Origin of the sequence: Pyxidicoccus caerfyrddinensis (assembly GCF_010894405.1) — a bacterium.
Taxonomy (GTDB): Bacteria; Myxococcota; Myxococcia; order Myxococcales; family Myxococcaceae; genus Myxococcus; species Myxococcus caerfyrddinensis.
Map to the genome: position 1 here is coordinate 83,943 of NZ_JAAIYA010000028.1, position 24,493 is coordinate 108,435.

Annotated in this window: 16 protein-coding genes; 10 read left to right on the top strand and 6 right to left on the bottom strand. The window is 70.8% G+C overall.

The genetic code is table 11. The annotated features are described in order from the left end of the window. Window positions 1-44 precede the first annotated feature (44 nt). The 7 genes from G4D86_RS43180 to G4D86_RS43210 all read left to right on the top strand — a co-directional run bounded on the left by G4D86_RS43180 (window position 45) and on the right by G4D86_RS43210 (window position 8,281). Complete coding sequence (locus G4D86_RS43180; RefSeq protein WP_164000601.1) at window positions 45-686, top strand: RNA polymerase sigma factor; 642 nt, start codon at window positions 45-47, stop codon at window positions 684-686. Next, a complete protein-coding gene (locus tag G4D86_RS43185; protein ID WP_164000603.1) occupies window positions 683-1,276 on the top strand; it encodes a PH domain-containing protein in 594 nt (197 codons plus the stop codon). Before G4D86_RS43180 ends, G4D86_RS43185 begins: the two co-directional genes overlap by 4 nt. A gap of 499 nt (window positions 1,277-1,775) precedes the next feature. Further along, window positions 1,776-3,728 carry a tetratricopeptide repeat protein gene (locus G4D86_RS43190; protein ID WP_205520309.1) on the top strand — a complete coding sequence of 651 codons (1,953 nt, stop codon included), beginning with the start codon at window positions 1,776-1,778 and terminating at the stop codon, window positions 3,726-3,728. 157 nt (window positions 3,729-3,885) lie between these two features. Next, the gene (locus G4D86_RS43195; protein ID WP_164000607.1) at window positions 3,886-4,530 is read left to right on the top strand and encodes a (2Fe-2S)-binding protein; all 645 of its coding nucleotides are present in this window, start codon (window positions 3,886-3,888) and stop codon (window positions 4,528-4,530) included. After that, entirely contained in the window at window positions 4,530-7,010 is a 2,481-nt protein-coding gene (locus tag G4D86_RS43200) for a xanthine dehydrogenase family protein molybdopterin-binding subunit (RefSeq protein ID WP_240360806.1), read from the top strand. Before G4D86_RS43195 ends, G4D86_RS43200 begins: the two co-directional genes overlap by 1 nt. 18 nt (window positions 7,011-7,028) lie before the next feature. Continuing rightward, entirely contained in the window at window positions 7,029-8,018 is a 990-nt protein-coding gene (locus G4D86_RS43205; protein ID WP_164000609.1) for an FAD binding domain-containing protein, read from the top strand. An 11-nt stretch (window positions 8,019-8,029) separates the two neighbouring features. Beyond that, a complete protein-coding gene (locus G4D86_RS43210; RefSeq protein WP_164000612.1) occupies window positions 8,030-8,281 on the top strand; it encodes a hypothetical protein in 252 nt (83 codons plus the stop codon). A gap of 102 nt (window positions 8,282-8,383) precedes the next feature. On the opposite strand, the gene G4D86_RS43215 is transcribed toward G4D86_RS43210, so the two are convergent. Continuing rightward, window positions 8,384-12,496 (bottom strand): myxosortase-dependent M36 family metallopeptidase, encoded by a 4,113-nt coding sequence (locus tag G4D86_RS43215; RefSeq protein WP_338050648.1) that lies wholly within the window; start codon window positions 12,494-12,496, stop codon window positions 8,384-8,386. 184 nt (window positions 12,497-12,680) lie between these two features. Between G4D86_RS43215 and G4D86_RS43220 the strand changes: the two genes are divergently transcribed. Next, a complete protein-coding gene (locus G4D86_RS43220) occupies window positions 12,681-13,874 on the top strand; it encodes an alpha/beta hydrolase (RefSeq protein ID WP_164000616.1) in 1,194 nt (397 codons plus the stop codon). A 1-nt stretch (window position 13,875) separates the two neighbouring features. Here G4D86_RS43220 and G4D86_RS43225 read toward each other — a convergent pair whose 3' ends face one another. The 3 genes from G4D86_RS43225 to G4D86_RS43235 form a co-directional block, all read right to left on the bottom strand. Next, window positions 13,876-14,283, bottom strand: a complete 408-nt coding sequence (locus tag G4D86_RS43225) for a hypothetical protein (RefSeq protein WP_164000618.1) — start codon at window positions 14,281-14,283, stop codon at window positions 13,876-13,878. A 3-nt stretch (window positions 14,284-14,286) separates the two neighbouring features. Beyond that, window positions 14,287-15,798 carry an eCIS core domain-containing protein gene (locus G4D86_RS53445; protein ID WP_240360807.1) on the bottom strand — a complete coding sequence of 504 codons (1,512 nt, stop codon included), beginning with the start codon at window positions 15,796-15,798 and terminating at the stop codon, window positions 14,287-14,289. Window positions 15,799-15,869: 71 nt separating this feature from the next. Continuing rightward, window positions 15,870-16,865 (bottom strand): TetR/AcrR family transcriptional regulator C-terminal domain-containing protein, encoded by a 996-nt coding sequence (locus G4D86_RS43235; RefSeq protein WP_164000619.1) that lies wholly within the window; start codon window positions 16,863-16,865, stop codon window positions 15,870-15,872. Window positions 16,866-17,079: 214 nt separating this feature from the next. Between G4D86_RS43235 and G4D86_RS43240 the strand changes: the two genes are divergently transcribed. Next, window positions 17,080-18,204, top strand: coding sequence for an FAD-dependent monooxygenase (locus G4D86_RS43240; RefSeq protein ID WP_164000621.1), 1,125 nt, complete (start codon window positions 17,080-17,082; stop codon window positions 18,202-18,204). A gap of 9 nt (window positions 18,205-18,213) precedes the next feature. Here the strand turns inward: G4D86_RS43240 and G4D86_RS43245 are convergent, their stop codons facing one another. Next, window positions 18,214-19,941 (bottom strand): S1C family serine protease, encoded by a 1,728-nt coding sequence (locus G4D86_RS43245; protein WP_164000623.1) that lies wholly within the window; start codon window positions 19,939-19,941, stop codon window positions 18,214-18,216. 335 nt (window positions 19,942-20,276) lie between these two features. Between G4D86_RS43245 and G4D86_RS43250 the strand changes: the two genes are divergently transcribed. Beyond that, window positions 20,277-20,627, top strand: coding sequence for a hypothetical protein (locus tag G4D86_RS43250; RefSeq protein WP_164000625.1), 351 nt, complete (start codon window positions 20,277-20,279; stop codon window positions 20,625-20,627). A gap of 120 nt (window positions 20,628-20,747) precedes the next feature. Here G4D86_RS43250 and G4D86_RS43255 read toward each other — a convergent pair whose 3' ends face one another. Continuing rightward, window positions 20,748-24,305, bottom strand: a complete 3,558-nt coding sequence (locus tag G4D86_RS43255) for an endopeptidase (protein ID WP_164000627.1) — start codon at window positions 24,303-24,305, stop codon at window positions 20,748-20,750. Window positions 24,306-24,493: the final 188 nt, after the last annotated feature.

A 24,493-nucleotide genomic window follows, 5' to 3' on the forward strand; every position in this document is an offset into this window, starting at 1 on the left:
TCCGTGCTTGCGGAGCGCGCCACGCGCACCGCTACACTGGTGGCTTGACCGGGAACGACGAGCTGCGCGCACTCATCACCGAGGCCCAGGACGGCAGCGTGCGCGCCTTCGAGCTCCTCATCGCTTCGCACATGCCGCAGGTGCGCCGCTTCGCGCGAGCCTTCGCCGCCTCGGACGCGGACGTGGACGACCTGGCGCAAGAAGCGCTGGTGAAGGTCTACAAGAGCCTGCGCTCGTTCCGCTTCCAGTCCGCCTTCAAGACGTGGCTCTACTCGGTGGTGCGCAACGTCTTCTTCGACGCCACGCGCAGCCGGGCCGGCCGGGAGCGCGCCATGGAGGAGCCGCTGGAGGTGGAGCACGTCCGGGCCCCGTCGGGCGCCGAGCCCGCCGACGAGGGAATCGCGCGGGCGGAGGAGAAGGAGCGGCTGTGGCGCGCACTGCGGGCGCTGCCGGCGGAGTTCCGCACGGCGGTGGTGCTCTTCGACGTCGAGGGGTACAGCTATGACGAGGTGGCCGCCATCGAAGGGGTACCGGTGGGCACGGTGAAGTCGCGCCTGTCACGGGGCCGGACGCAGCTTCGCACCCTGCTGGCGGGCGGGCAGGCCCCCGGGAGCCAGGATGGGGGTGGGTCGATGGGAACATTCGATGGAGATGTTTCGTCCCATGGTTCGAGGAGCGGTAAATGAGTGAGCCCGAAGAGACCGAGGGCCGCGCGCTGCGCGAGCGCCTGGGAGCACTGCGGGACGAGTCGCCCTCCTTCGACTTCCAATCCGCGCTCCATCGGCGCCTGGTGGATGCCGGACCGCCGGACCCCTCCCCCGGGTGGGATTGGGTGCGCTGGCTCTTCCGGCACCGGGCTCCCCTGGTCTGGCCCTCCGTGGGTGTCGCGGCCGGCGTCGCCGCGTTCCTGGTGCTGGGCGCGGTGTGGGAGCCCCCTGCCCCGCCGCCCTCCGTGGCGTCCCGGCCGCTCGCGGTGCCGGGCACCCAGGTGCCCGTGAGCAAGGTGGCGGTCATCAAGCTGGACTTCACGGCGGACGTGGCGGTGGCCCAGGCGGACTTCCAGGTGAGCCTTCCGGAGGGGCTCTCCTTCTGGGCGGACGGCGAGGAGCTGCCGCTGCGCTCCTTCCAGTGGACCCAGGCGCTCAGTGCGGGTAGCAACGTCATCCCCATCGCGGTGCGCGGGCAGCGGCCGGGCCGCTACCTCGTGACGGCCGAGGCTCGCGCCGGTGGCCAGCGCATCGAGCATGACGTGGTGCTGGAGGTGACGGACGGATGAACAGGTATTCGCCAGGGATTGCCGCGGCGGTCGCGGCGCTCGTCCTGTTCGTCTCCGGTGCTGCTCGGGCACAGGAGCAGGCCGCTCCCGCGCCCGCGACTCCGCCTCCTTCCACGGAGACGGGTGCGGCGCGGGCTCCGGAGGCTCCGACGAAGAACGCGCCTGCTCCGGCGCCGCCGTCCGCCGAGTATGGGGCGCGCGTGCACAGCTCCCATACGGTGGACGTCATCGCGCCTGGAGAGAAGGTCGACACCATCTTCGGCCGCATGCGGATGGAGCGCCCGGCGCCGCCTCCGCGTGGCGGGGATGCGGTGCGTCCGCCGCCCGGCTCGGAGTCCCGTGACAACAAGCCGTCGCCAGGACCGGGACGGACCGGCGGCGGGCATCCGCATCCGGAAGGTGACGGGCGTGCGCGGCCTCCTTCGTCCCCACGGACCGACGGCGCGCCGCCTCCTCCTTCGTCGCAACCCCCGCCACCGTCGCCCACTCAGCCGCGACCATGACGGTCGCCTCGGTGTTCGCGCTCGTGGCCCTGGTGGCCACGGCAGCTCCGCTTGCCTCGGCGCAGGAGGCTTCCGCTCACGGTGAGGCAGTGCCCGTGGCCCAGGGGGCCACGGCAGCTCCGCTTGCCTCGACGCAGGAGGCGTTCGCTCACGGTGAGGCAGTGCCCGTGGCCCAGGCAGCCACGGCCGACCCGCTCGTCTCCGCGCAGGAGGCGTTCGCCCGTGGGGCCTACGCAGAAGCGGAGCGACTTGCGCAGGAAGGGGCGCAGCCTCCGCGACTCGGTGCCGCGCTCTACCTCGTAGGGCTCGCCCGCTTTCGCGCGGGCCGGCCCGCCGAGGCCCTGGAGGCGCTCGATGCCGCGGGGCGCGCGGAGGACGCACCGGAGCCCGCCCTCTGGAACTTCAACCGGGGCGCCTGTCTCTACGCGCTGGGCCGCTTCGAGGAAGCCGAGCGGGTCTTCGCCGACGCGGGGACTGATGCGACGCTCGCTCGGGTCGCCTGGCTGAACGCGGGCTTCGCCGCACTCGATGCCGGCTCGCCCGAGCGCGCCGCCACGTGGGCGGACCGCGCGGCCCCCGGTGCCTCCGAGCGCGAAGCCGTCCAGGTGGAGGAGCTGCGAGCCCTCGTCGCCCAGGCCCAGGGACGCACCGTGAGCGGGAGCGACGAGGCGTACCGGCAGGGCCTGGTGTCCTTCGATGCGGGGCAGTTCGACGAAGCACGCGCGCACTTCCTCCGGGCGGCGGCCGAGGACCCGAGCTCGGGCCGCGCGCGCCTCATGGCCGGAGCCTCCGCCTGGCGGACAGGAGCACGCTCCGTCGCACGAGAAGACCTCACCGCGGCCCTCGCGCTCTCACTCGACCCGGCGGACCGGAGCACCGCGCACCAGTACTTCGACCGGCTCTCCTTCGGACTGCGCGCGAGCGGCCCGGGCCTGCAGCTGTCCGCCGGAGCCAGCGGAGGCTTCGACAGCAACGTGCTGCAAGTGGGAGTGGCGGCGCGCGACGTGTCCGGAGCGAGCAGCACCGTGGAGACCGCCAGCGCCTTCCTGGAGGCGGGAGTGGGGCTCGCGGCCCGCCTCCGTCTCTCCGATACGCTGTTCGCCCACCTCTCCTACGGTGGAAGCCAGCGCATCTACACGCTCGAGGCCGTGCGCGACTACTCCCTACAACTGCACCGCGCGGCGGCCACCGTGGAGTGGGAAGCCGCCCGCCGGGTGCGCATGGGCCTCTCCGCCGGAGGCGACCTGTTCTTCACCGGCCTCGCGGACTTCCGTGGGCTGCAGGGCTCCGTGAATGGCTGGGGCTGGCTCGCGGTGGACGAGAGCGAGCTGACCAGCACCCGCCTGGACCTGACCTTCGCCCGGAAGTCGGGACTGGCCAGCGAGTTCGACTACCTCACCGGGCCGCGCCTGGATGTGACGCTGTCCCAGGACTTCCGCCTGCCGTCGCAGAGCCTCACGGCGTGGTACCGCTATCGCGAGGACCGCATCGGCACGCTGGAGCAGGAGACCACCGCCGACACCACGGGCGCCTCGCGCGAGTACGTCATCCCCTTCGGCTGGACGGGAAGCGCGGTGGGCGCCTCCACGCGCCGGGTGTTCGGCCCGACGTTCGACGCGAGCCTCGACGCCGAGCTGGAGCGGCGCGGCTACCTGCGCGACAGCTACCTGCGCGTCACACCCTTGAATGGGAGCGAGGAGGCCTGGAACCTGCGGCGACGCCGAGACTGGCGCTTCACGCTCGGCGCCAGCGTGAGCGCGCGCCTGTCGCGGTGGCTGCAGCTCACCGCGCGCTACGAGCTGCTCGTGAATCGCTCCAACATGGACACCCGGCTCGAGGATGAGGTCGGGGCCTGCACCGCGCCGGACTACCTCTGCCATGTCTACGACTACACGAATGGCAACTACGAGAAGCACGTGCTGATGCTCGAGCTGGGCGCCTCGTGGTGAGCAGTGGTTCACGGATGTCTGACGAAACCCCTCGCATCCTTGTTCCCGGCCCCGGCACTTCGTTGAGAAGCCGAAATTGTCGCCGTGAACGTTACAGAGCGGTTTGAAGAACGGTGGAGGGCTTCTGTAACGATGGGGTCGAGAGGAGCATTCGACATTGGCCCCATCCGATGATGACTCCGACCCCAAGCCCCTGCTGCCCAAGCTCAGCCGCCGCGCCTTCTTCACCGGCGCGGGTGCCTCCGCGCTGACCGCCACCCTGGTGCAGACGGCCGCGCAGGCGGCGACCCAGGCCGGGCCCGCGGTCCTCGGCCCCGAGCCCTCCACCCTTCAGCTCGACCTCAACGGCCGCACCGTCATCGTCCAGGCCGACCCCGGCACCACGCTGGCCGAGCTGCTGCGCAACCAGCTCGGGATGACGGGGACGAAGGTGGGCTGTGACCGCGGCGCCTGCTCGGCGTGCACGGTGTGGCTCGACAGCGAGGTGGCCGCGAGCTGCATGACGCTGGCCTTCGACGCGCGCGGCCGGAAGGTCACCACCATCGAAGGGCTCGCGCGCGGGGACGAGCTGCACCCGGTGCAGCGCGCCTTCGTGGAGAACGACGCGCTCCAGTGCGGCTTCTGCACGCCCGGCATGGTGATGAGCTGCGCCGCGCTGGTGGAGCGCAACCCGAAGTGCACGCTCGACGACGTGAAGCAGGCCGTCAGCGGGCACCTGTGCCGGTGCGGCACCTATCCCAACGTCTTCAAGGCCACCCTCGCGGCTGCCCAGGCGAGCGGCAAGGGCAAGGGGAAGAGCTGATGCAGGACGTCAAGGACACCACCGGAACGCAGGGCACCGCGAAGCCTTCCGACGGCCAGAAGGCCCAGGCGGCGGGCCCACAGAAGCCGCCCCCTCCCAACCCGGGCCCCTCGCGCGAGCAGGCGATGCAGTACGGCATCGTCGGCGCCGGCATGAAGGAAGTCACGCGGCGGGTGCCGCTCGACGAGCCGCCGCCCCTGCCGGAGAACGCGAAGCTGAAGTCCATCGGCAAGCCCGTCTCCCGCCTGGACGGCGTCGAGAAGGTCACCGGCCGCGCCCGCTACACCTTCGACGTCCAGCTCCCGGGGATGCTCTGGGGCCAGCGCGTCCTCTCGCCACTGCCGCACGCGCGCATCAAGTCCATCGACACCTCGGCGGCCGAGCGCTACCCGGGCGTGCGCGCCGTCCACATCGTGGAGCGCCTGCTCGCCACGGCGAAGCTGAGGGACCCGAAGGCGGAGCAGGGCCGCTACCCCACCGTGCGCTACGCGGGCCAGCCCGTCGCCGCGGTGGCAGCGGACTCGCCCCGCGCCGCCGAGGCCGCGGCCCGCCTCATCAAGGTGGAGTACGAGCCCCTCCCGCACGTCACCACCATCGCGGAGGCGATGAAGGAGAACGCGCCGCGCGTCTTCCCCGGCCCCACCGAGCAGCCCGCCACCGCGGGAGGCGGCGGCGCACCGCCGGGCCTGCCACAGAAGGGCAACGTGCGCGGCCCCGACACGAAGCCGCGAGGCATGGGCCCGCGCGGAGACGTGGAGAAGGGCTTCCGTGAGTCCGAGGTCGTCGTCGAAGCGGAGTACCGCACCCAGGTGCAGACGCACGTGCCCATGGAGCCGCACGGGCTCGTCGCGGACTGGAAGGACGACATGCTCACCCTCTACGCGTCCACCCAGTGGGTGGCCAGCGTGCGGGACGAGGCCGCCGAGCTCTTCGAGCTTCCGAAGAACAAGGTGCGCGTCATCAGCGACTTCACCGGAGGTGGCTTCGGCGCGAAGTACGGCATCGGCAACTACGGCCTGCTCGCCATCCACCTCTCGCGCAAGGCCCGGGCCCCGGTGCGGATGGTGCTGGACCGCCGCGAGGAGCATGTATCGGGCGGCAACCGGCCCAACAGCATCCAACGGCTCAAGGTGGGCGCGAAGCGGGACGGCTCACTCGTCGCGATCCAGCTCCAGGCCTACGGCAGCGGCGGCGTGGCCGGAGGCGCGGGCGTGGGCTTCTGCCACTCCACGCTCTACGAGTGCCCCAACGTGCACGTGGAGCAGTACGACGTCTTCACCAACGCCGGCCCCTGCGCGGCCTTCCGCGCGCCCGGCCAGGTTCAGGGCATCTTCGCCCTCGAGCAGACCATCGACGAACTGGCCGAGCGCATCGGCATGGACGCGCTCGCGCTCCGCGCGAAGATTGACGTCTCCGGCACGGACGACGCACTGGCGCGTGCCCAGGAGCGCAAGCTGGGCGCCGACAAGGTCGGCTGGAGCAAGCGGCGGCCCGCGGGCTCGGACAAGGGGCCCATCAAGCGAGGCCTGGGCGTCGCCCAGTCCCAGTGGGTCTACCTCGTCCACCGCAACACCTCGTGTGAGGTGCGCGTGTCCGGGGACGGCTCCGTCGAGGCCTTCAGCGCCACGCAGGACATCGGCACGGGGACGCGCACCATCCTCGCGCAGGTGGTGGCGGAGGAGTTCGGCCTGCGGCCCGAGGACATCGGCGCGTACGTCGGTGACTCGCGCTACCCGCAGGGGCCGGCCTCGGGCGGCAGCCGCGTCACCAGCTCGCTGACGCCCGCCGCGCGCAACGCCGCCCACCGCTGTGCCCGCGAGCTGGCCGCGCGAATCGCGCCCCTGTTCGAGGCGAGCGCGGACGACATCGTCTTCGCGGACGGCAAGGTGTCGGTGAAGGGCAAGGCGTCCTCCGCGATGCCCTTCCGCGACGCGGTGAAGAAGTCCGGCGTGCGCGAGCTGTCCCACCGCGCCGACCGCCGCGACGACTACGAGGGCTACGCCATGTCCACCCCGGACATGAGCATCAGCCGGCACGGCATCGGCGGCGTGCAGTTCGCCGAAGTCGAGGTCGACACGGAGACGGGCATCGTCAAGGTGGAGCGCGTGGTCGCCGTGCACGACTGCGGGCGCCCCATCAACCCCAAGCTCACCGAGAGCCAGATTTTCGGCGGCGTGATTCAGGGCGTCAGCTACGCGCTCTACGAGGAGCGCCACCTGGACCCGGGCAGCGGCCACCAGCTCAACGCCAACGTGGACCAGTACAAGATTGTCGGCTCGCGCGAGGTGCCGAAAATCGAGGTCATCCTCCTGGAGCAGCTCGGCGCGCAGTCCTCCACGGATGCGCGCGGAGTCGCCGAGCCCGCCAACGTGGCGACGGCGGCGGCGGTGGCCAATGCCTTCTACAACGCGACGGGCAAGCGCATCCGCACGCTCCCGATGACGCCGGCGAACGTGCTCGCGGCGCTGCGCACCACCTGAGACGGATTCGGAGGAAGCATGCAGAGCTTCGAGTGGGTCGACGCGGAATCCGTGGAGCAGGCCGTCTCCCTGCTGGGAGAGTCGAGTGAGCGCCAGCCCGTCATGGCGAAGGCCGGCGGCATGGACCTGCTGGACTTGATGAAGAACGGCGTCGTCTCGCCGCACCGGGTGGTGAACCTCAAGTCCATCAAGGGCCTGGACGGCCTGCGCTTCGACGCGAAGCAGGGCCTGGAATTGGGCGCCCTGGTGACGCTGGCGCGCATTGCCCGCGAGCCCGAGGTGCGCGGGCGCTACGTGGCGCTCGCGGACGCGGCCGAGCACGCGGCCACGCCCCAGGTGCGCAACGCCGCCACCGTGGGAGGCAACCTGCTCCAGCGGCCCCGCTGCTGGTACTTCCGGAGCGAGCACTTCCACCAGACGGGCGGCAACGACGTCGAGCGGGTGCGCGAGGGCGAGAACCAGTACCACGCCATCTTCGACAACCAGCGCACGGTGATGGTGCACGCCTCCACGCCGGCCACGGCGCTGGTGGCCTACGGGGCGTCGGTGGAGCTCACCGGCCCGGGAGGCAAGACGCGGATGGTGCCCGTGTCCGAGCTGCTGCTGCCGCCAGACATGAAGCGCGCGCGCGACACCGTCATCGCCCCCAACGAGGTGCTGACGCGCGTGCGCCTCCCCGCGCTCGCGGCGGGAACGAAGGCCGCGTACCACAAGCAGGGCGAGCGCGAGAGCTACGACTGGCCCATCTGCGACGTCGCGGTGGTGCTGCGCATGGACGGCAAGGTGGTGCGCGAGGCAGCGATTGCCATGGGCTGGGTGGCGCCCACGCCCCGGCGCGCGACGGAGGCGGAGAAGCTGCTGGTGGGCAAGCCGCTGGACGAGGAGCTGGCGCGCCAGGCCGCGAAGGCGGCGGTGAGCGGCGCGACGCCACTGTCGAAGAACGCCTACAAGGTCCCCGTCCTGGAAGCCGTGGTCCGCAGGACGGTCCTCGCCGCGTCGAAGGCCTGAGGGAGGCACGCATGGACTCGAGCAGCGAGCCGAAGCCTCCCACCGTCTGCCGGCGCCTGCGCTCCAAGGGGACGCCGGGCTACCGGTACGACTCGGCGGTGGACTGGGACACGGGCTACGTGTCGACGGCGACGTTCTGGTGTGCCGCCACCGGAGAGAGTGTGGGGCCGGATGACGACCTCGTGCACCCGCACTCGTGTGGCGGAGCCCGGGCCTGCTTCCGCGAGCCCACGGAAGACTCGGAGCCTCCGCTTCTGGAGTGAGCCGGCCGAGCGGGGGTTCCCCCGACGGACTCCAGGGCCCTGGCCCCACGGACGAGACCTGCCGGGCCAGCTCAGCGCCCGGCAAGTCCCCACCGCTTCAGCTCAGCGCCTCGGCGGCGTCACGGCCCGCGTGCGGGGACGCCGCATCGCGAGACCGAGCGCCGCGAGCAGCATGACCGCGGCTCCCGGCACGGAGCCCTCCGGACCCGACGAGCAGCCCCAGCCCGGAGCCGACACCGTCACCGGCCCGCTGTCCCCGGTGACGCTCGCCGCGTCCTCCGCGCCGAGCTCGGGGGTGGGCTTGTCCAGCGGCACGGGGAAGCCCCCGGGAACGTTCCGCACCCGCACCGTCACCGACGACGGGGCGCTCACATTCACACCGTCATGGACGCGCAGCTGGAAGGTGAGGTCCGTGTCCTTCGTCACCGTCGGCGCGCGGAAGAAGGGTCGCGGCGAGTTCGAGCTGGCGAGCACCACCGCCGGCCCCGCCGTCTGCGTCCACGCGTAGGTCAGCGCGGCGAACTCGGGGTCCGTGCCGCTGCCAGCGAGCTGGACGATGAGGCCCTCATAGCGCGCCTGAGCGGGCCCCGCGTTCGCCACCGGCGGCTGGTTGATGTTGGTGCACAGGCCGCGGTGGGTGGCCAGGGTCGTGAAGGGGGTGTTCGTCAGGCCCTCGAACTGGAGGTCATCCACGTCCCAGCCCGCTGCGCCGACGCTCACGTCCGTGCCGACGCGGAAGCGGAGGCGCACCGTCTTCCCGGCGTAGGCCGTGCCGAGGTCGGCGACGCCCTGGAGGAACGCCGGGTAGTCCGCGCTCTGGCCGCTGTAGGCCATGCGGGCGGCGAGGGGGTTGTCCGAGGCCGGCTCGATTTGGGTGGTGTAGCCCGGCGACAGGGACGAGCCGATGTCCGTCCACGTCATGCCGTCGTCCTCGCTCAGCTCGATGACGGCGCCGTCGTAGAACTCCTCCAGGGCGTAGCGGTACTGGTAGGTGAAGCGGAACGGGCCCGACGCCGCCACGTGCAGTGGCGGCGACACGAGGTACACATCGGAGGTGCTGTCGTTGTCCGGGCCACGGAAGTACCAGTCCACGTCAGCCGGGGCGTGCTCCCGGGTCCACGGGAAGGTGCCCTCGTACTGCGGCTCCTCCAGGAGCCACGGGTGGTTGGCCGCGTCCACCGTCTCCACGATGCCCGTGCCCGGCACCTCGTCCGTGTTCACCCGCAGCGTCAGGGTCCGCGTCTGCACCCCGGGGACGGTCTGCTCCGCGTCCCGGTAGGTCATCGTCAGGGTGATGACGCCCGGGGTGGCCGGGCCGGAGAGCCGGACCGGCGCTTCCACGGTGACGAGCTGGAGCGGGTCGGTGGGCGGAACCGGCACCGTCGCCCCCATCGGGAAGACGACGTTCGGGGAGCTGCTGGAGAGCGTCACGCTCGTCTGCGTCAGCCGCTCGATGCCGCTGTTGCGCAGCGACATGCGCAGGAGCACCGCCTCGCCCGTGTCGAGCGTCCCGTCGTCGTCGCACGACGCCCCCGTCCCCGTCAGCTCGACCACTTCCACGCCGGACATCAGCACGTCCTTGCCGACCTCGAAGCTCTCCACCAGGCCGACATGGTCCGCGGAGTCACGCGGGGGCGCGACGGCGCGCGTCCCGGCGCCGCGCTTGGCGAAGGCCTTCGCGAAGAGGACGTAGTCCGCCCGGTCATTGGCATAGGCCGCGGCGAGCAGCGCGTCGCGCGCCTCGAGGAAGGTGGGAGCGTTGGGGGTGAGCTTCATCGACGCGACGAGGTAGTCCTTCATCCGCTGCTGGGCCTGGGCGAAGGTGAGGCGCTGCGTGTCCCGCAGCAGCGCCGCGTAGCACTCCCACAGCGTCACCGCCCACCACTCGCCCGAGGAGTGGACCTCCGCGTTGTTCACGCCGGAGCTGCCGAAGTTCACCGGGATGCCGGCGGGCAGCGGCAGGCCGTTCTGGGTGTAGCGCAGGGTGAGCGGGTTCTTCGTCAGGTCGGTGGTGTACGGGTAGCGCCGGCTGCCCCAGTAGTAGCCCTGGTTGGCCCCGCCGCTGTTGACGTAGGCGCCGCGCGCGTAGACGCCGCCGAAGTTCGCGTTGGAGGGCACCTGGTCGTCGCCCTCACGCACCACCATCAGCAGGCCCGCGAAGTCGCCCCAGCCCTCGCCCATGCTGCGGCCCTGGTTGTTCGTCAGGCCGTTGGCGTCGCCGATGAGGCGGTGGGACATGTAGTGCGTCCACTCGTGGGCGATGATGGTGTTGTCGAGCGTGCCGTCGCGGTCCGCCCCCTGCCGCTGGAGCGTCAGGCTGACGGGAAGCTGGATGCGGAACCAGGCGCCCATGTACTGCTCCACCGAGACGACGGGGATGGTGACGGAGGGCGCCCGGCCGGGCACGGGGAAGAACGGGTCTCCCTCGAACTCGGGGATGAGGACCAACCCCACGGCGCCGGCGGCCTGCGCACGCCCGGCCTTGACGGTGAAGTCGCAGCCCTGCGCGTCCACGAGGGCAATCTTCCCGGCCAGCTCAGCCGCATTCGTCAGCGGCTCGCACGCATCCGCCACGGTGCCGCCCGGGCCCGCCACGCCATCCGCGGCGAAGGCGACAGCGGCGGTGACGTCATACTGCTGGGGCCCGAAGGCGGAGACGCCCACCACCCAGCGCCCCGCGTAGGGGTGCTCCGGCGATACCTCGATGATGCGGAGCCCGCGCGTGTCGTAGACGTACATCTGCATCCGGGGCCGCGCGCCGTCCGAGGGCGTGGACATGTTCGCGTTGTTGCGGCCGACGTAGTCCTGCCCCTCGGCGCGGAGGTAGTCCCCGCCCAGGCCGCCGCGGCCGTAGTTGTCGGCCTGCGCGTTGCCCGCGGCCTCGTCGAAGCCGGAGTCGTAGTACCAGTCATGGAGGAAGTTGGTGACGAAGAAGATTTGAGCCACCGAGCTCATCTGCTGCGCGTCCGAGAAGCTCGGCGCGAGCGACAGGTCATAGCCGTCGCCGAAGATGCCCGACGGGCCGAGGCTGCCGCGCACGTCCCCCACCCCGAAGCCGCTGGGCGCGACGAGGTCGACGTACGCGTCCACGTTGTTGCCCGTCGTCTGCGTGGCGCCCACGGGCAGCCACGGGTCATTGCGGCTGTAGGGCGAGTTCTGCAGCGTCAGCACGTTGGGCGCGACGAAGGGCGCCTGGTAGCCGTCCGGCAGGCCCGTGGGGTGCGGCGTGGCCGCGTTGCCCTGGGGGCCGTCATAGGGAATGTGCGGGCTCTGCGTGTTCGCCCACACGCGGTACGAATAGCTCTGGTGGGAGGACTGGTCATGCCGGTAGAGCAGCTGGCCGTCCGCCGCGGAGATGACGTAGGCGTACTGGTCGCCGTCCGTCCCGGTGACGGGCGTGGTGTCGAGCTCCACGTACCAGGCGGGCACCAGCGCGTCGGGCAGCGGGAAGAAGACCTTCTTCACGCGCGCGGGCGAGGAGAACACCGTCCGACGAGGCCCCGGGGTGAGCGCGTAGTGGCTGTACGCGCCCTGGGCTTGCCCGGTGAGCGACAGGCTCACCGCGGGCAGCGGGTCTCCGTGCAGGTCCCTCCATGCGAGGGCAATCGCCTCGCGAGGCTCCAGCCTGAAGGCCGAAGCCTCCTTTTCCAGCCGGGGATTGGAGGCCACCGGGCTCAGATGGCCAGACATGGCGACGAGCTGGTTGTCCGAGTCCAGCAGCACCTTCAGCGACTGGCGGAAGACCTCGATGCCTTCCACCTCCTGCCCGAAGGTGACGATGCTCGCGCCGTTGCGCGTGCGGTGGACACCCCGCACGGGGATGTGCGGCGCGTCGGTGCGGCCCAGCCGATACAGTCCGGCCTGCTCGCCCAGGTACGTCCGCGCCACCTGCTCGGGCGGCACCGGCCGGAGGCTCTTCGCGCCGGGCTGCGCGGCGTGCACCCCCCAGACGAAGGTGGGGACGCCCAGCCGGGGCTCCTCGTGTGCAACGTCCACGCCCTTCGCCCGCTCACGGGCGCTCGGCTCGCTCCCGGACGGTGGGATGCGCGCAAATGCATCCACCACGGGGAGCTCCCGGGCCGCATGGGCGGGCCATCCCCCTACCGCCACAAAGATTGTCGTAGCTACCAGCAGACTGCGCATCACCTTGCACGCTCCCGTTTCCAGAGTCCGGCCCCCTCCAACTCTAGGAGAAACGGCACAATGCAAGCTCATGTCGCAATCAAACTGCAAATACCCCCGGGCTTTTACGGGGCGTACGCCTGAAATGGAGGGAGCCCCGGTTGCTTTTCGGCTGAAGACGCGCCCAAGACCTGCTCCGGCTCGACGTACGGATTGTCGTGGACCTCCACTCCGGCCAGCATGAGCCTTCCACCGCGAACGACCTGACACCTTCCGGATGAAACGCCTGTTCCGCGCCTCCCGCCTCCTCGCACTGCTCACGGTCCTGGCGGTCCTGAACCCCGTGGGCTGCCTGTTGCTGGTGGCAGTGTTCTTCGCGCCGCCCTGGGCACCCTCGCTGGTGAATCTGCTCAAGGGCATCCTGCGGGAGTACAGCCTCCTGCTGCTGCTGCCGGTGCTCGTGTCCGCGCTGCTCACCGCCTCCGTGATTCAGTCCGGGAAGTGGGGCTGGCTGCGCTGGGGCTCGGCGGCCGCCGTGCTGCTCCTGCTCTACGCAGCGTTGATGCCCGCCGCCTCCTCGTGGTGGATGGCGCGGACCCACGGCATTTCACTCAGCCTCCGCGAGTACTTCCGCCCCCTCGTGGCACAACGGCCGCTCCCGAGTCAGACGGTGCGCTTCGCCACCGTCGACGGCGTCGAGCTGCAGGCCGACCTGTTCCTCCCCGACGCCCCGTCCTCCGCCGCCCGGCCCGCGGTGCTCTACGTCCACGGAGGAGGCTGGAGCGGAGGAGAGCGCGGCTACGCCCGTGCCTGGGCCGGCTTCCTCACTTCGCTGGGCTACCCGGTCATCAGCCTCGACTACCGGCTCTTCCCGCCCGCGGCCGGACTGAAGGCCCCGGGAGACCTCCAGTGCGGCATCGCCTGGGTGAAGGCCCACGCGGCCACCTACGGCATCGACCCGAACCAGCTCGTCCTGTTCGGCGAGTCCGCGGGCGGTCACCTCGCCACCCTCGTCGGCTACGCCACGGGCGACGCGCGGCTTCCCGCCTCCTGCGACGCTCCAGACACGTCGGTGAAGGCAATCATCAGCTTCTACGCGCCCACCGACCTGGCCTCCCAAGCCGGGCACCGCGCGGGCTCGCGGCGGGTGCTGGAGGGCTTCACGGGTGTGCCCCTGGACGGGCACCGGGAGTTGTACGCGCTGCTCTCCCCGCTCACGCACGTCGGCCCGGGAAGCCCTCCCACGCTCCTCGTCCACGGAGGGGCGGACAGCGTGGTGCCGCTCCACGCCTCACAGGTGCTGGCCACCCGGCTCGCCCAGGCCGGCGTGCCGCACCAATTCTTCACGCTGCCGTACGCGGAGCACGCCTTCGACGTCTGGGACGGCGGCTTCGGCCGCCAGCTCGCGCAGGCAGTGGTGGGGCGGTTCCTCCAGCAGTACGTGCCCGTCGGCGCCCGCCCCCACCCCTGAGTCAGGGCTCCACGGCGTGGACGCCGCCTTCCGCGTCCACGTCGAAGTGGAGGGAGCCCCGGTTGCTTCCCAGGACGAAGACGACATAGCGCCCGCCGGGCTGGAGGTCCTTGGGCGCCTCCAGCACGGCGAAGCCCTGGAGCGTCTCGCCATAGGTGAACTGGCGGACGCTGGCCATGTCGCCAAACGGCTCGGCACGCACCTGCCAGAAGACCTGCCCCGCCCGGTCCACCACCTGCACGGTGTCGTAGTGGGGACGGTCCTCGTGCTCGGGGTCCTCCACCACGAAGCGGGGGGACGGAAGCCGCTCGTCCCCGGACGCCAGCGACACCGCGATTCTCGGGCGGCAGGCGGCGAAGAGCAGGAGGGTGAAGCCGAGCAGCAGCGTGGCGGCGCGTGACGACCTCATGGGCTACGGGGCTCCCTGGCCCGCGCGAATCTGGGCGAGCGCGGAGTTGAGGTAGGCGGTGTAGTCCGTGCCGTTGTAGGTGAACGTCCCTCCGCTGGTGGGGTTGAAGAAGCCCGCGCGCTGGGCCTGCTGTAGGAGCTCGGCCTGCTGCTCGGGGTTGAGCTGGCTCCAGGACTTGCCCTCCTTGATGCCCTTCTCGAACTCGTAGCCGTCCCCGACGTTCTGGGCCCACAGCGCCTCGCTCATGTAGTCCGTGCCGCCGTTCTGGTGCTGCCAGACGTGTGCGGACTCGTGCACCAGCAGGTCGGGCGTCAACGGCAGGTCGTCCGGCGGGATGTAGATGGTGTTGCCATGGGTGAAGGCCCGGCCGGAGAGGCTGAAGAGCCCCGAGTTGCCCTCCTTGATGCGCATGGACGAGTAGTCGATGCTGTCGCCGTAGACGGTGCGCAGGGTGGCGATTTCGTCGCTGCTGAGCTTGCGGCCCGGCGGCTCCACGCCAATCAGCGTCTGGATGGCACTGAGGGCCCGGCCGCCCATCATCAGCAGCGCGTCGGCGGGCGTCTGGACGAACGTCTTCACCAGACCCAGGCCCATCTGTTTGAACCCCTCGCCGAACTTCCCCTGGAAGAGCTTGCCCACGCCTCCGAAGAAGGTGCCGAGCCCCTCACCGACGTTGCGGAACGCGCCCACCACGGTGTTGAGCGCGCCCGTGGCCAGGCCGCGGACGCCGTCGAACAGGCGCACGCCGACCCACTTCGCCGCGCTGCCCACGGCCTTCGCCGCGCCGCCAATGGCGCTGCCCACGGCCTTCGCGGCACTGCCCACGGCGCTGCCCACGGCCTTCGCGGCACCGCCCACGGCGTTGCCGACGGCCGACGCCGCACTGCTGATGGCGCCCCCGACCGCCTTCACGGCGCCGCCCACGGCCTTCGCCGCGGCCTTGAAGGGGTTCCAGAACTCGACCTGCTTCGCCTTGCCGTCGACGTAGATGGTGCCCTTGTCGTTCTCGGCGCGAATCTCCGCCACCTGCGAGGGCGTCAGCTTCTCGCCGGAGAGCACGCGGCGGAACAGCTCGCCCTCGTCACCCGCCGAGTCCTTGGAGTTGAGCTTCGTGTCGAGGTGGTGGCCCGCCTCCTCCACATAGGTCGACGCGGCCAGCGCGGGGTCCAGGTCCTGGTTGATGTACACCGTGCCGGACTCGGCGTCGTAGGCGCCGTTGGCCCCGTTCAGCTGGTCGGCGGGCACCTGCTTCACCGGAGGCAGCCAGCTGAAGTCTCCGGCCTGCGCCTTCTGCCGGTACTGCTCGGCCTGGACGGCGTTGTAGCCGTCGCCGAACACCGTGCGCATGGTGTCGTGGAACTTCTTCTTGTCGGAGGCCAGCGCGCCGAACTCGCGCCGGAACTCGGACTGCACGTCGGGCTTCGGGCGGGCGAACTCACTCACCGTCGAGAAGCCGGCCCTGCGCGCCGTCGCCTCGCCCGCGGGCCGGGGCGAACCCTCCGCCCTCTTCCCCAAGAGCTCCTTCCCGGGCTCATCGGGCCTGCGTGGTGTCTGCGTCGGTATCCTGGATTGAATCTTCATTTCGACTACCCCCCTTTTCGAGACTTTCCCATTCTACTGTGAGTGCGTGTTCCCGAGTCCAGTACCTGGCGGCTCGCGGGTGGTTCGAGCAACACAGCAAGGCCGTCGAGGAGCCGCTGCATCCCGAACTCGAAGAGGGTGCCGAGGTTGAAGACGAGGTTCCGCTCCGCGGAGACGCGGGCAAGCATGGGGAAGTGGCCCTCCTGGATGATGCGGGCCATCGCCGCGTCCTGGGACTCGATCCACTCCTCACTCGTGAGACCGGTCTCCGCCTCGGCTTCGTTCTCTGCTTCGAGCTCGATGGCGGTGCCTCGCACGAAGCCCACCGCCGTGACGTACACGTGCAGCATGGTGTTCATGTCGAGCCCGAGGCCATCCACCGCGCCCAGCGCCCACTCGGCGTGGGCCATTCCGCCCGGAATGAGCTGGGGACGGGACAAGGAGATGACTCGCGGCAGCCACGGGTGCCGACGGTAGAGCGCCCACTGCAGCCGCATCATCAGCTCCAGCCGGGCCCTCCAGCCGGGAGGAGGCTCTCGCGGAAACCCGGCCTCGGCCATCGCCGCGTCGGCCATCAGCAGGACCAGCTCCTCCTTGCCGGGCACATGGCGGTACAGCGACATGGTGGGCACGCCCAGCCGGGTCGCGACGGTCCGCATCGACAAGGCCGCAATCCCCTGCGCATCAGCGATGCCCATCGCGGCGCGGACGATGCGCTCGCGCGTGAGGCTCGCGTCGGCTTCGACGGACGGGCGGCGCCGGGGGGACGGTGCCGCGGGCCCGGCCGGTGCCACCACGGTGCCGACGCGGGGAATGGCGCGGGTGAGTCCTTCCCTGCCCAGTGCGTCGAGCGCCCTGGCGGCGGTCGCCAGCGCGACGCCCCACTCCTTCGCCACCTGCCGCGTCGAGGGCACCCTCGCGCCCGGGCGAAGCTCGCCGGCCGCGATGCGGCGCCGCAACTCAGTGACGATTCGGACGGAGGGCGGGTCGGCTCGGCTCATCGGTGTCTCCTTCGCGCTGTACTAGTACAGCTGCCCCCGTCGCGGCAGCGGGCCCCGGAGGAAGGCTCGCGTGTACTAGTACAGATGACGCCTCACACCCGTCAATTTGCATTGGGGAGATGCGGGCGCTATGGCTTGCCCACCTGACGCGTACACCGTACGCATCAGTTGCGTACGGCGTACCGAGACGCCAGGACATTCCAGGAGAGTCCCCATGAAGACCCAGAACATCCTCATCTCCGGCGCGAGCGTCGCCGGGCCAGCGCTGGCGTACTGGCTGCACCGCCACGGCTTCCACGTCACCGTGGTGGAGCGAGCGCCGAGCCTGCGCGGAGGAGGACAGGCCATCGACGTCCGCGGCGCCGCGCTCACCGTCATCGAGCGGATGGGGCTCCTCGCCGAGGTCCGGGAGGCGCACACCCGGATGCGGGGCATGTCCTTCGTGGACAGCGAGGGCAACACCCTGATGTCCACCACCGAGGAGACGCTCACGGGCGGGCCCACCGACAGCGAGGACGTCGAGCTGATGCGCGACGACCTCGCGCACATCCTCCACCGGGCGACGTGCGACGACGTCGAGTACCGCTTCGGCGACTCCCTCACCTCACTCACGCAGGATGACGGCGGCATCCACGTCACCTTCGAGCGCGGCCAGCCCCGCACCTTCGACCTGGTGGTGGGCGCGGACGGACTGCACTCCCAGGTGCGCGCGCTCGTCTTCGGCGAGGAGGCGCGCTTCATCCAGCATCTCGGCATGAGCCTGTCGGTCTTCACCGCGCCCAACCACCTGGGGCTGGACCACTGGCAGGTGTTCCACCAGGTGCCTGGGAAGCTGGTCGGCGTCTACAGCGCCCGGCGGAACACCGAGGCGCGGGTGATGTTCGGCTTCGGCTCCCCGCCGCTGGACTTCGACCGCCGCGACACCGCACGGCAGAAGCAATTCATAGCGGACCAGTTCGCGGACATGGGCTGGGAGACACCCCGGCTGCTGAAGGCCATGTGGGACGCGCCCGACTTCTACTTCGACTCCATGAGCCAGATTCACCTGGAGCGCTGGTGGAGCGGCCGCACGGTGCTCGTCGGGGACGCGGGCTACTGCGGCTCACCCATGACGGGCCAGGGGACGAGCATGGCGCTGGTGGGGGCGTACGTGCTGGCCGGAGAGCTGAAGGCCGCGGCCGGGGACTTCCGCACGGCGCTGCCCGCCTACGAGCAGCGGCTGCGCGGCTTCGTCCAGCGAAACCAGCAGCTCGCGTCGCCGGACATGAAGGGCCCGCCGCCCCGGGAGCGGGTGGTGGAAGCGGCCAACGCCATCACCCTCGTGGACTACCGGAGCTGACGGCGGGCCCTACTGCCGCCACGCGGCGGGCACGCGCTTCTCGGTGGCGTACTGCTCCAGGTCCGCGAGCTGTCCCTGGGCGAGCTTCAGCTCCACCTCCACCTCCCAGCGGCGCTTGGTGGAGGGGCCTCCCGCGGCCTCGGCCTCCAGCAGCTTGCGCTTCTCCTCCTCCAGCGTGGCGATGCGGGCCCGCGCCCGGCTGAAGTTGTTGCGCCACTCGTCGGCCGCCTGCAGCGAGCGGTTCGCCTCCTCACGCCGCTGCCACAGGGACTGCTGCCACATCTGGATGCCGCCCTTGTTGCGCTTCCACTCCTCACGCGAGGCGTGGAAGTCCTTCATCGGGAAGTCGAAGCGCTCGGCGTCCTTGCCCGCGCCCTCCAGCTTCAGCGAGGCATTCCCCGCCCCGGTGAGCGAGCAGTCCTCCACCGGCAGCCGCGCCGCGCCCACGTGGATGCCCTCCGACAGCCCTCGCGCCGCGAACCAGCGCAGGCGCCGCGAGTCCTCCGCCGCGGACATCGTGTCGCGCACCGGCCGCCAGTACTCGAAGTCCACCGTCAGCGAGCACGTCTTCCCCTCGGACTCCAGCTCCATCCGGCGCAATACGCGGCGCGGGGGCGCGTCGAAGCGCTCGATGAGCAGCGCCACCAGGCCCAGCTGCTCGACGTGGCGGACCGACAGGAGCACCGGCTCCGCCGTCTCCTGCTGGTAGCGCTGGATTTCCCGCTGCTCGTCACGCGCCACCCGCGCCAGCAGCGCGTCCCAGCGCGCCGTCGACTCGGGCGTGGTGGGAACGGTGATGAGCTTGCTGGCATACGGAATGGGCAGCGCCAGCCCCATGCCGTCCGCGTCGTTGACCTTCATGGAGACGACGCCCACCACCTCGCCGCGCCCGTTGAGCAGCGGCCCGCCGCTGTTGCCGGGATTCACCGACGCGTTGAACTGCACGTAGCCGTTGCCCAGGTACTCGCGGCCCACGAAGCCCACCTTCCCCTCGTGCACGGTGAAGTCCAGCCCCTTGGGGCTGCCGATGAAGACGAGCCTGTCTCCCGGCTCCAGGCGCGTGACGTCGCCCACCTTCAGCGGCGCCGCCTTGGCCCCCACCACGCGCACGGTGGCGAGGTCCAGGTCCACGTCGGTCTTCAGCGTCTCCCCGAGGAGCTGGCGCCCGTCCGGCAGCATCACCGTCATCATCTTCCCGGCCGGGCAGACCACGTGCTCATTGGTCAGCACCAGCTCCGCGTCCACGAAGAAGCCGGAGCCCGTCTTGCCCTCGCACCGCAGGCTCACCGTGCTCGGCGAGGCGAGCCGGGCGATGTCCTGCGTGGAGAGGGCCGCTTCCTCGGCGGCCTTCACGGCCTCCTGCGCGGAGGTGCCCGGGTCCAAGCCGGAGAGCTGCCGAAGCATGGGCGAGCGGGTCCCCCACGCGCCGAACGCAACACCGCCCAGCACGAGGACGCCGAGCGCCGCGGCGAGGGCGGCTCGCGATGAGCGCCGGGGCGTGGCCTCGGGCACCTCCGAGGGCTGGAGGTACGCGTCGGCGCCATGCGTGGAGAGCACCGCCAGGAGCTTCTGCGCGAAGACACTGGAGACGCCGCGTGCCACGCGGTTGCCCGGAATCGCCAGCACCACCCGGGCCTCGGAGAACGAGGGCGCCGGAGGGCCGAGCAGGGCCAGCGCTCTCGCGAGCCCGAAGCGCTGACGCTCGTCCCCCACGGCACCCTTCAACACCACGTCCATCAGGAGGCTGGCACCACAGACGCAGCGCGCACGCTCCCCCGCATCCGGCGCACCGCACCGGAGGCACCTCACCTCGACCGATTCCGACATCTTCGCAATGTCCCCGCTGCCACCTGCTCCGCGCCGCCGCGTCAGGTCCGTGAGAGACCATACCGCGCCAGCGGTCCCCCCGGCAGGGATTGCCGGCCCATGCGGCAAGACCTGCCGGCCATTCCAGGCAATGCCTGCCTGCCCGGCTCCTCCTTCCCAGTGGCGCCGTGTCGTCCACCCGCTGGCATGTGCCGTGCTCTGCGCCAGCGCCAGCAAGTGAATCATCACCTGCCCTGGAGGCCACGATGAAGCGAGTCATGATTGCGATGTGCGCTGCCACCACGCTGCTGGTCGGGTGCGGCGTGGATAACGAGGACGCCGAGGTCGCCACCGCCGAGGTGGACACCGTCACCCAGCCCATCCTGCTGGGGACCACCATCGACCAGTGCAGCTCGGTGCTGAAGGTGCTCAACAGCAGCGGCTCGTACGTCACCATTCCTCGCGGAACGACGACGCGCGTGTACGTGTCCGACAACCGCTTCCGCTGGCTGTGTGGGAGCTCGACGGAATACACGACGTGCGACGTGGGGACGACGTACGTCGACGTGTATCACTCGACGACGTCGCGGCAGATCACCTGGTACTGCAAGGCCTGAGCGGCCGCTCCAGCGTGGATGCGTGAGCACTGCCGCATCACACCTGCCCATCGCGCAAGGACAGACATGCCGCCCGCGCGTCGGGTCCCCGGCCGGTCGCCGGGGACCCTGGGCCCGTGCCTACCGGGCCGCCCGCGCCCGCCCCTGCGTGGCCGGCTTCGGCGGCTGCCCCGAAGCGACGGCCGCCGCCACGCCGAAGACGACGTCATCGTTCTCGTCGTAGAGGCCGAAGGTGCAGCTCGTCAGCGGGCTGCTGGCCTCCACGAACTGGGCCCGGAGGGCGTGCTGACCGACACCGCTGCCCACGGTGAACGTGTGGCTGAACGTCTTCGCGCCGCTTCCGGTGCACGTCAGTCCCGTGGCGAGGGTGCTCCACAACGGGAGGGCCGGGTTCGTCGTGTAGTAGAGGTTCAGCCGGTCCGTCGCGTCGTAGCACCACACCGTCACGTCCACCTTCACCTGCTTGCCCGGGGTGATGGGGCCGCCGTCCACGCTCTTCAGCACGACGCGGTCGATGCTCTCGTCGAAGTGGTAGAAGCCGAAGGGCCCATCCGGGCAGCCGTCGAGCGCGTTGGGCTGGTTGGGCTCGGCGGTGGGGAACTGGCTTCCGCGGCTCGTCACCAGCGTGCCCGTGTCACACCCGCACCCGTTGCCGCAGGCCGGCGTCCCGCGCGAGGCGTCATAGGCCGCGAGCGACGCCTGGCACGTCCCACCGCCCGTCTGGGTGGTGAAGCGGAAGGCGCCGCTGTAGCTGCCCGCGCCGCAGCCATTCACCGCGCGCGCCCGCCAGAAGTACTGCGTGTTGGCGGAGAGCGCGGGAGACACCGTCCACGTGCTGGCGCCGAGCCCCGTGGCCGAGCGCGCCACGCTGGTGAAGGCGCTGTCGGTGGCCACCTGCACCTCGTAGGAGGTGGCGCCCGACACGTCACCCCAGTCGAGCACCGGGGAGAGCGCGACCCCCGTCGCCGCGTCCGAGGGGCTCGCCAGCGCGGGCGCCACCGGCGGCTGGCACGTCGTCTCCGTGGTGTTGAAGCTGAAGTGGGTGCTGTAGGCGCCGTTGGCGCAGTTGTTCACCGCGCGGACGCGCCAGTAGTACCGGGTGCCATTGGCGAGCGCGGGAGACACGGTCCACGTGCTGGCCCCCAGCGCCGTGGCCGAGCGCACCACGCTGGTGAAGGCGCCGTCCGTGGCCACCTGCACCTCGTAGGACGTGGCCCCCGCCACGTCGGCCCAGTCGAGCACCGGCGCCAGCGCTACGTCCATCGCCGTGTCCGCGGGCAGGGAGAGCGTGGCCACGCCCGGCGGCGTGCAGGGGCCGCCCGGCGTCGCGCAGACACAGGCGGCGGCGCGGCCGAAGCAGGCGCTGGAGCTGGCGGGCACCACCGAGTAGCAGTAGCGCCTGTCGTTGGCGACCTCGCCGTCGGTGTAGCTGGTGCCGGTGACGGTGGCCACCTTCGCCTTGCCGAAGTCACAGCCGGCGTAGCCCTCCGTCTTCATCACCCAGTACTCGCTGGCATTCGGCACCGCGTTCCAGCTCAGCGCCACCTGACCGTCGCTGCCGGTGGCCGTGGCGGTGGGCGCCGTGCCCGGGCCGCTCGCGCAGCCGGCGTTGGCGGGCGCGGGCGTGGAGCAGGCGATGCCGTGGCGGTTGAAGGCGGCGTGGATGGCCGTCATGTGCGGCGTGCCGTCGTTCAGGTTGCCGTTGTCGTCATCCGCGGCCAGCCACTGCATGTAGCCATGGCTCGCGCCGCAGCCGTCGGACGTGCCCGCGGTGCAGTTGCAGGCGTGCCACGCGCCGATGTTGCCGCTGCCCTGGTAGAAGAGCTTGTTGCCGAGGATGAAGGCGGTGTTGGAGTCGTAGTTGAACGGCGCCGCCTGCAAGTCCCTCGCGACCAGGTCCCACGCGGCCTGGCGGGCGGGCGCGGCGGCGCAGTGCACCTGCCGACCGCAGGGCCCCGTGCTGGAGCTGCACTTGGGGCACACGAAGTTCTGCGGCGTGGCCGGCGTCTGGTTGGCGTGCGCCAGGTAGTCCGCGTCACGCACTCCCGAGCAGCGGCTGTTGCACCAGGCCGCGCCCGTCTGGGCCTCGTTCTGGTTGTAGCCGGTGCCGTCCGGCGTCTTGCCGCAGCCGCGGTCACTGGTGTGGAAGAAGCCGTAGCCCACGCAGGAGGCCTGCAGCCGGTAGATGGACGCGATGTCCGCGTAGCCCTCGCTGGAGTTGCTGAGCGCGCCGCCGGAGTCGAAGTCGTCCATGCCGTGGCCCCACTCGTGGTCGAACACCGCGGCAATCTCACCCGTGTTCCGGCACCCGCCGCCGCTCCGGTAGAAGTTGATGGTGGAGCCGTTCCAGAAGGCATTGCAGGTGCTGTTGATGTTGACGTTGGCGGTGACCTGCCCCTTCAGCCAGGTGTTGCTGGGGAGCCAGCCGCGCGCCAGCTCGGCAATCCGGTTCACCTCGTAGAAGGCGGAGCGCGAGGCCGGCGTGTTGCCCGCCCCGCCGCCGCCAGTGGTGCAGTCGTGCTGACCGTTGGTGCCGCCCAGCTGCACGTTGCCGGTAGAGGAGCTGGAGGTGACGGCGCCGCAGGTGTCGCTGACGCGCACGTACTTGCCGGCCAGCGTGGTGGTGACGCTGCCGGAGCTGTAGGCGAAGACGCCAGCGCCGTCCGTGAAGTTGTTGGGGGCGGCGAGCCCCGTGTTGGCCCACGGCATGGGCGTGTCGACCTGCATGGTTCCGCACGCCTCGTTCGCGGTGCAGATTTCCGTGCTGGTCAGCGGGTAGATGCCGCCCTTGATGGTGGCGTCCAGGTAGTGGTTGTCGTCCTCGAGCGCGAGCACCTCGCCGGTGTCGGCGTCCACCGTCACCTTCCAGCGCTCCTGCTCCCCCGGGTTCTGGAAGCCGTAGGTCCACACGAGCTGATGGCGATAGCCCTCGCCAAAGCCCTTCGCGTCGGCCTGGGCCAGCGGGGCGAGCTCCAGCGCGGGCTGCATCCAGAGCTGCCCGGGAGACTCCAGGAGCCCGAAGCGCTCGCCGCCGGCCGTGAGTGCCTGCTGCGCGTCGAGCGTGGGCCGGGTGGGCGCGGTGACGTTGCTCCAGGCCTCGGTGCCCAGCAGCACGAGGTTGCCATGATTGATGGTGGCCACGAGGCGGCCATGGCGGACCGGGATTCCGTCCACCTGCTGGGGAATCAGCACCTGCCACAGCGAGTCCGTGACTTGCGTCACGCGGGGCTCGCCCAACTGCAGCATGTCCACGCCGAGCGCGGCCTGGTTGTCGCTGATGAACTTGAAGAGCAGGTCCGCGACGACGGCCTCGTCCACCTGCCCCACGGAGCGGCCCAACTGCTGCTGCACGCCACCGAGGCTGACCTTGTTGCCCACGCCCGTGCCGGGGATGAGCGGGATGGAGCCCTGGATGGCGGAGGGCATGCCCGTCAGCGGGTCCAGGTACACGTGGAAGTCACGCCCGTTGCGGGCGAAGAAGTCGTCCCACGCGCTCGGCCCCACGCCCTTCAGCTTCGAGCGGGCCTGCTCCAGCGGCATGTTGGAGATGGGGAGGTACAGCTCGGGCTTGAAGAAGGCCTGGCTCGCCAGCGTGCTCTGCTGGGAGGGCTGGAAGGCCCACCCCACGGCGCTGAGACACAACACGAGACAGGCGACCCACTTCGACGGATGGCGCATACGGTCCCCCCAGGAGTCCGGTGGCGATGGGTTGGCTTCGACGCCCCACACCGGGAGCGCGTCGCCAGTCAAACCCGCGGTGCGCCCTCCGTGGGTCGTTGATTTCCGGATATGTTTTATTTCCAAGTATTACGACTTGGTCGGGCCTGCACTTCTGTCCACTGGTGGATGGTTCCCCGGCAGCAGGG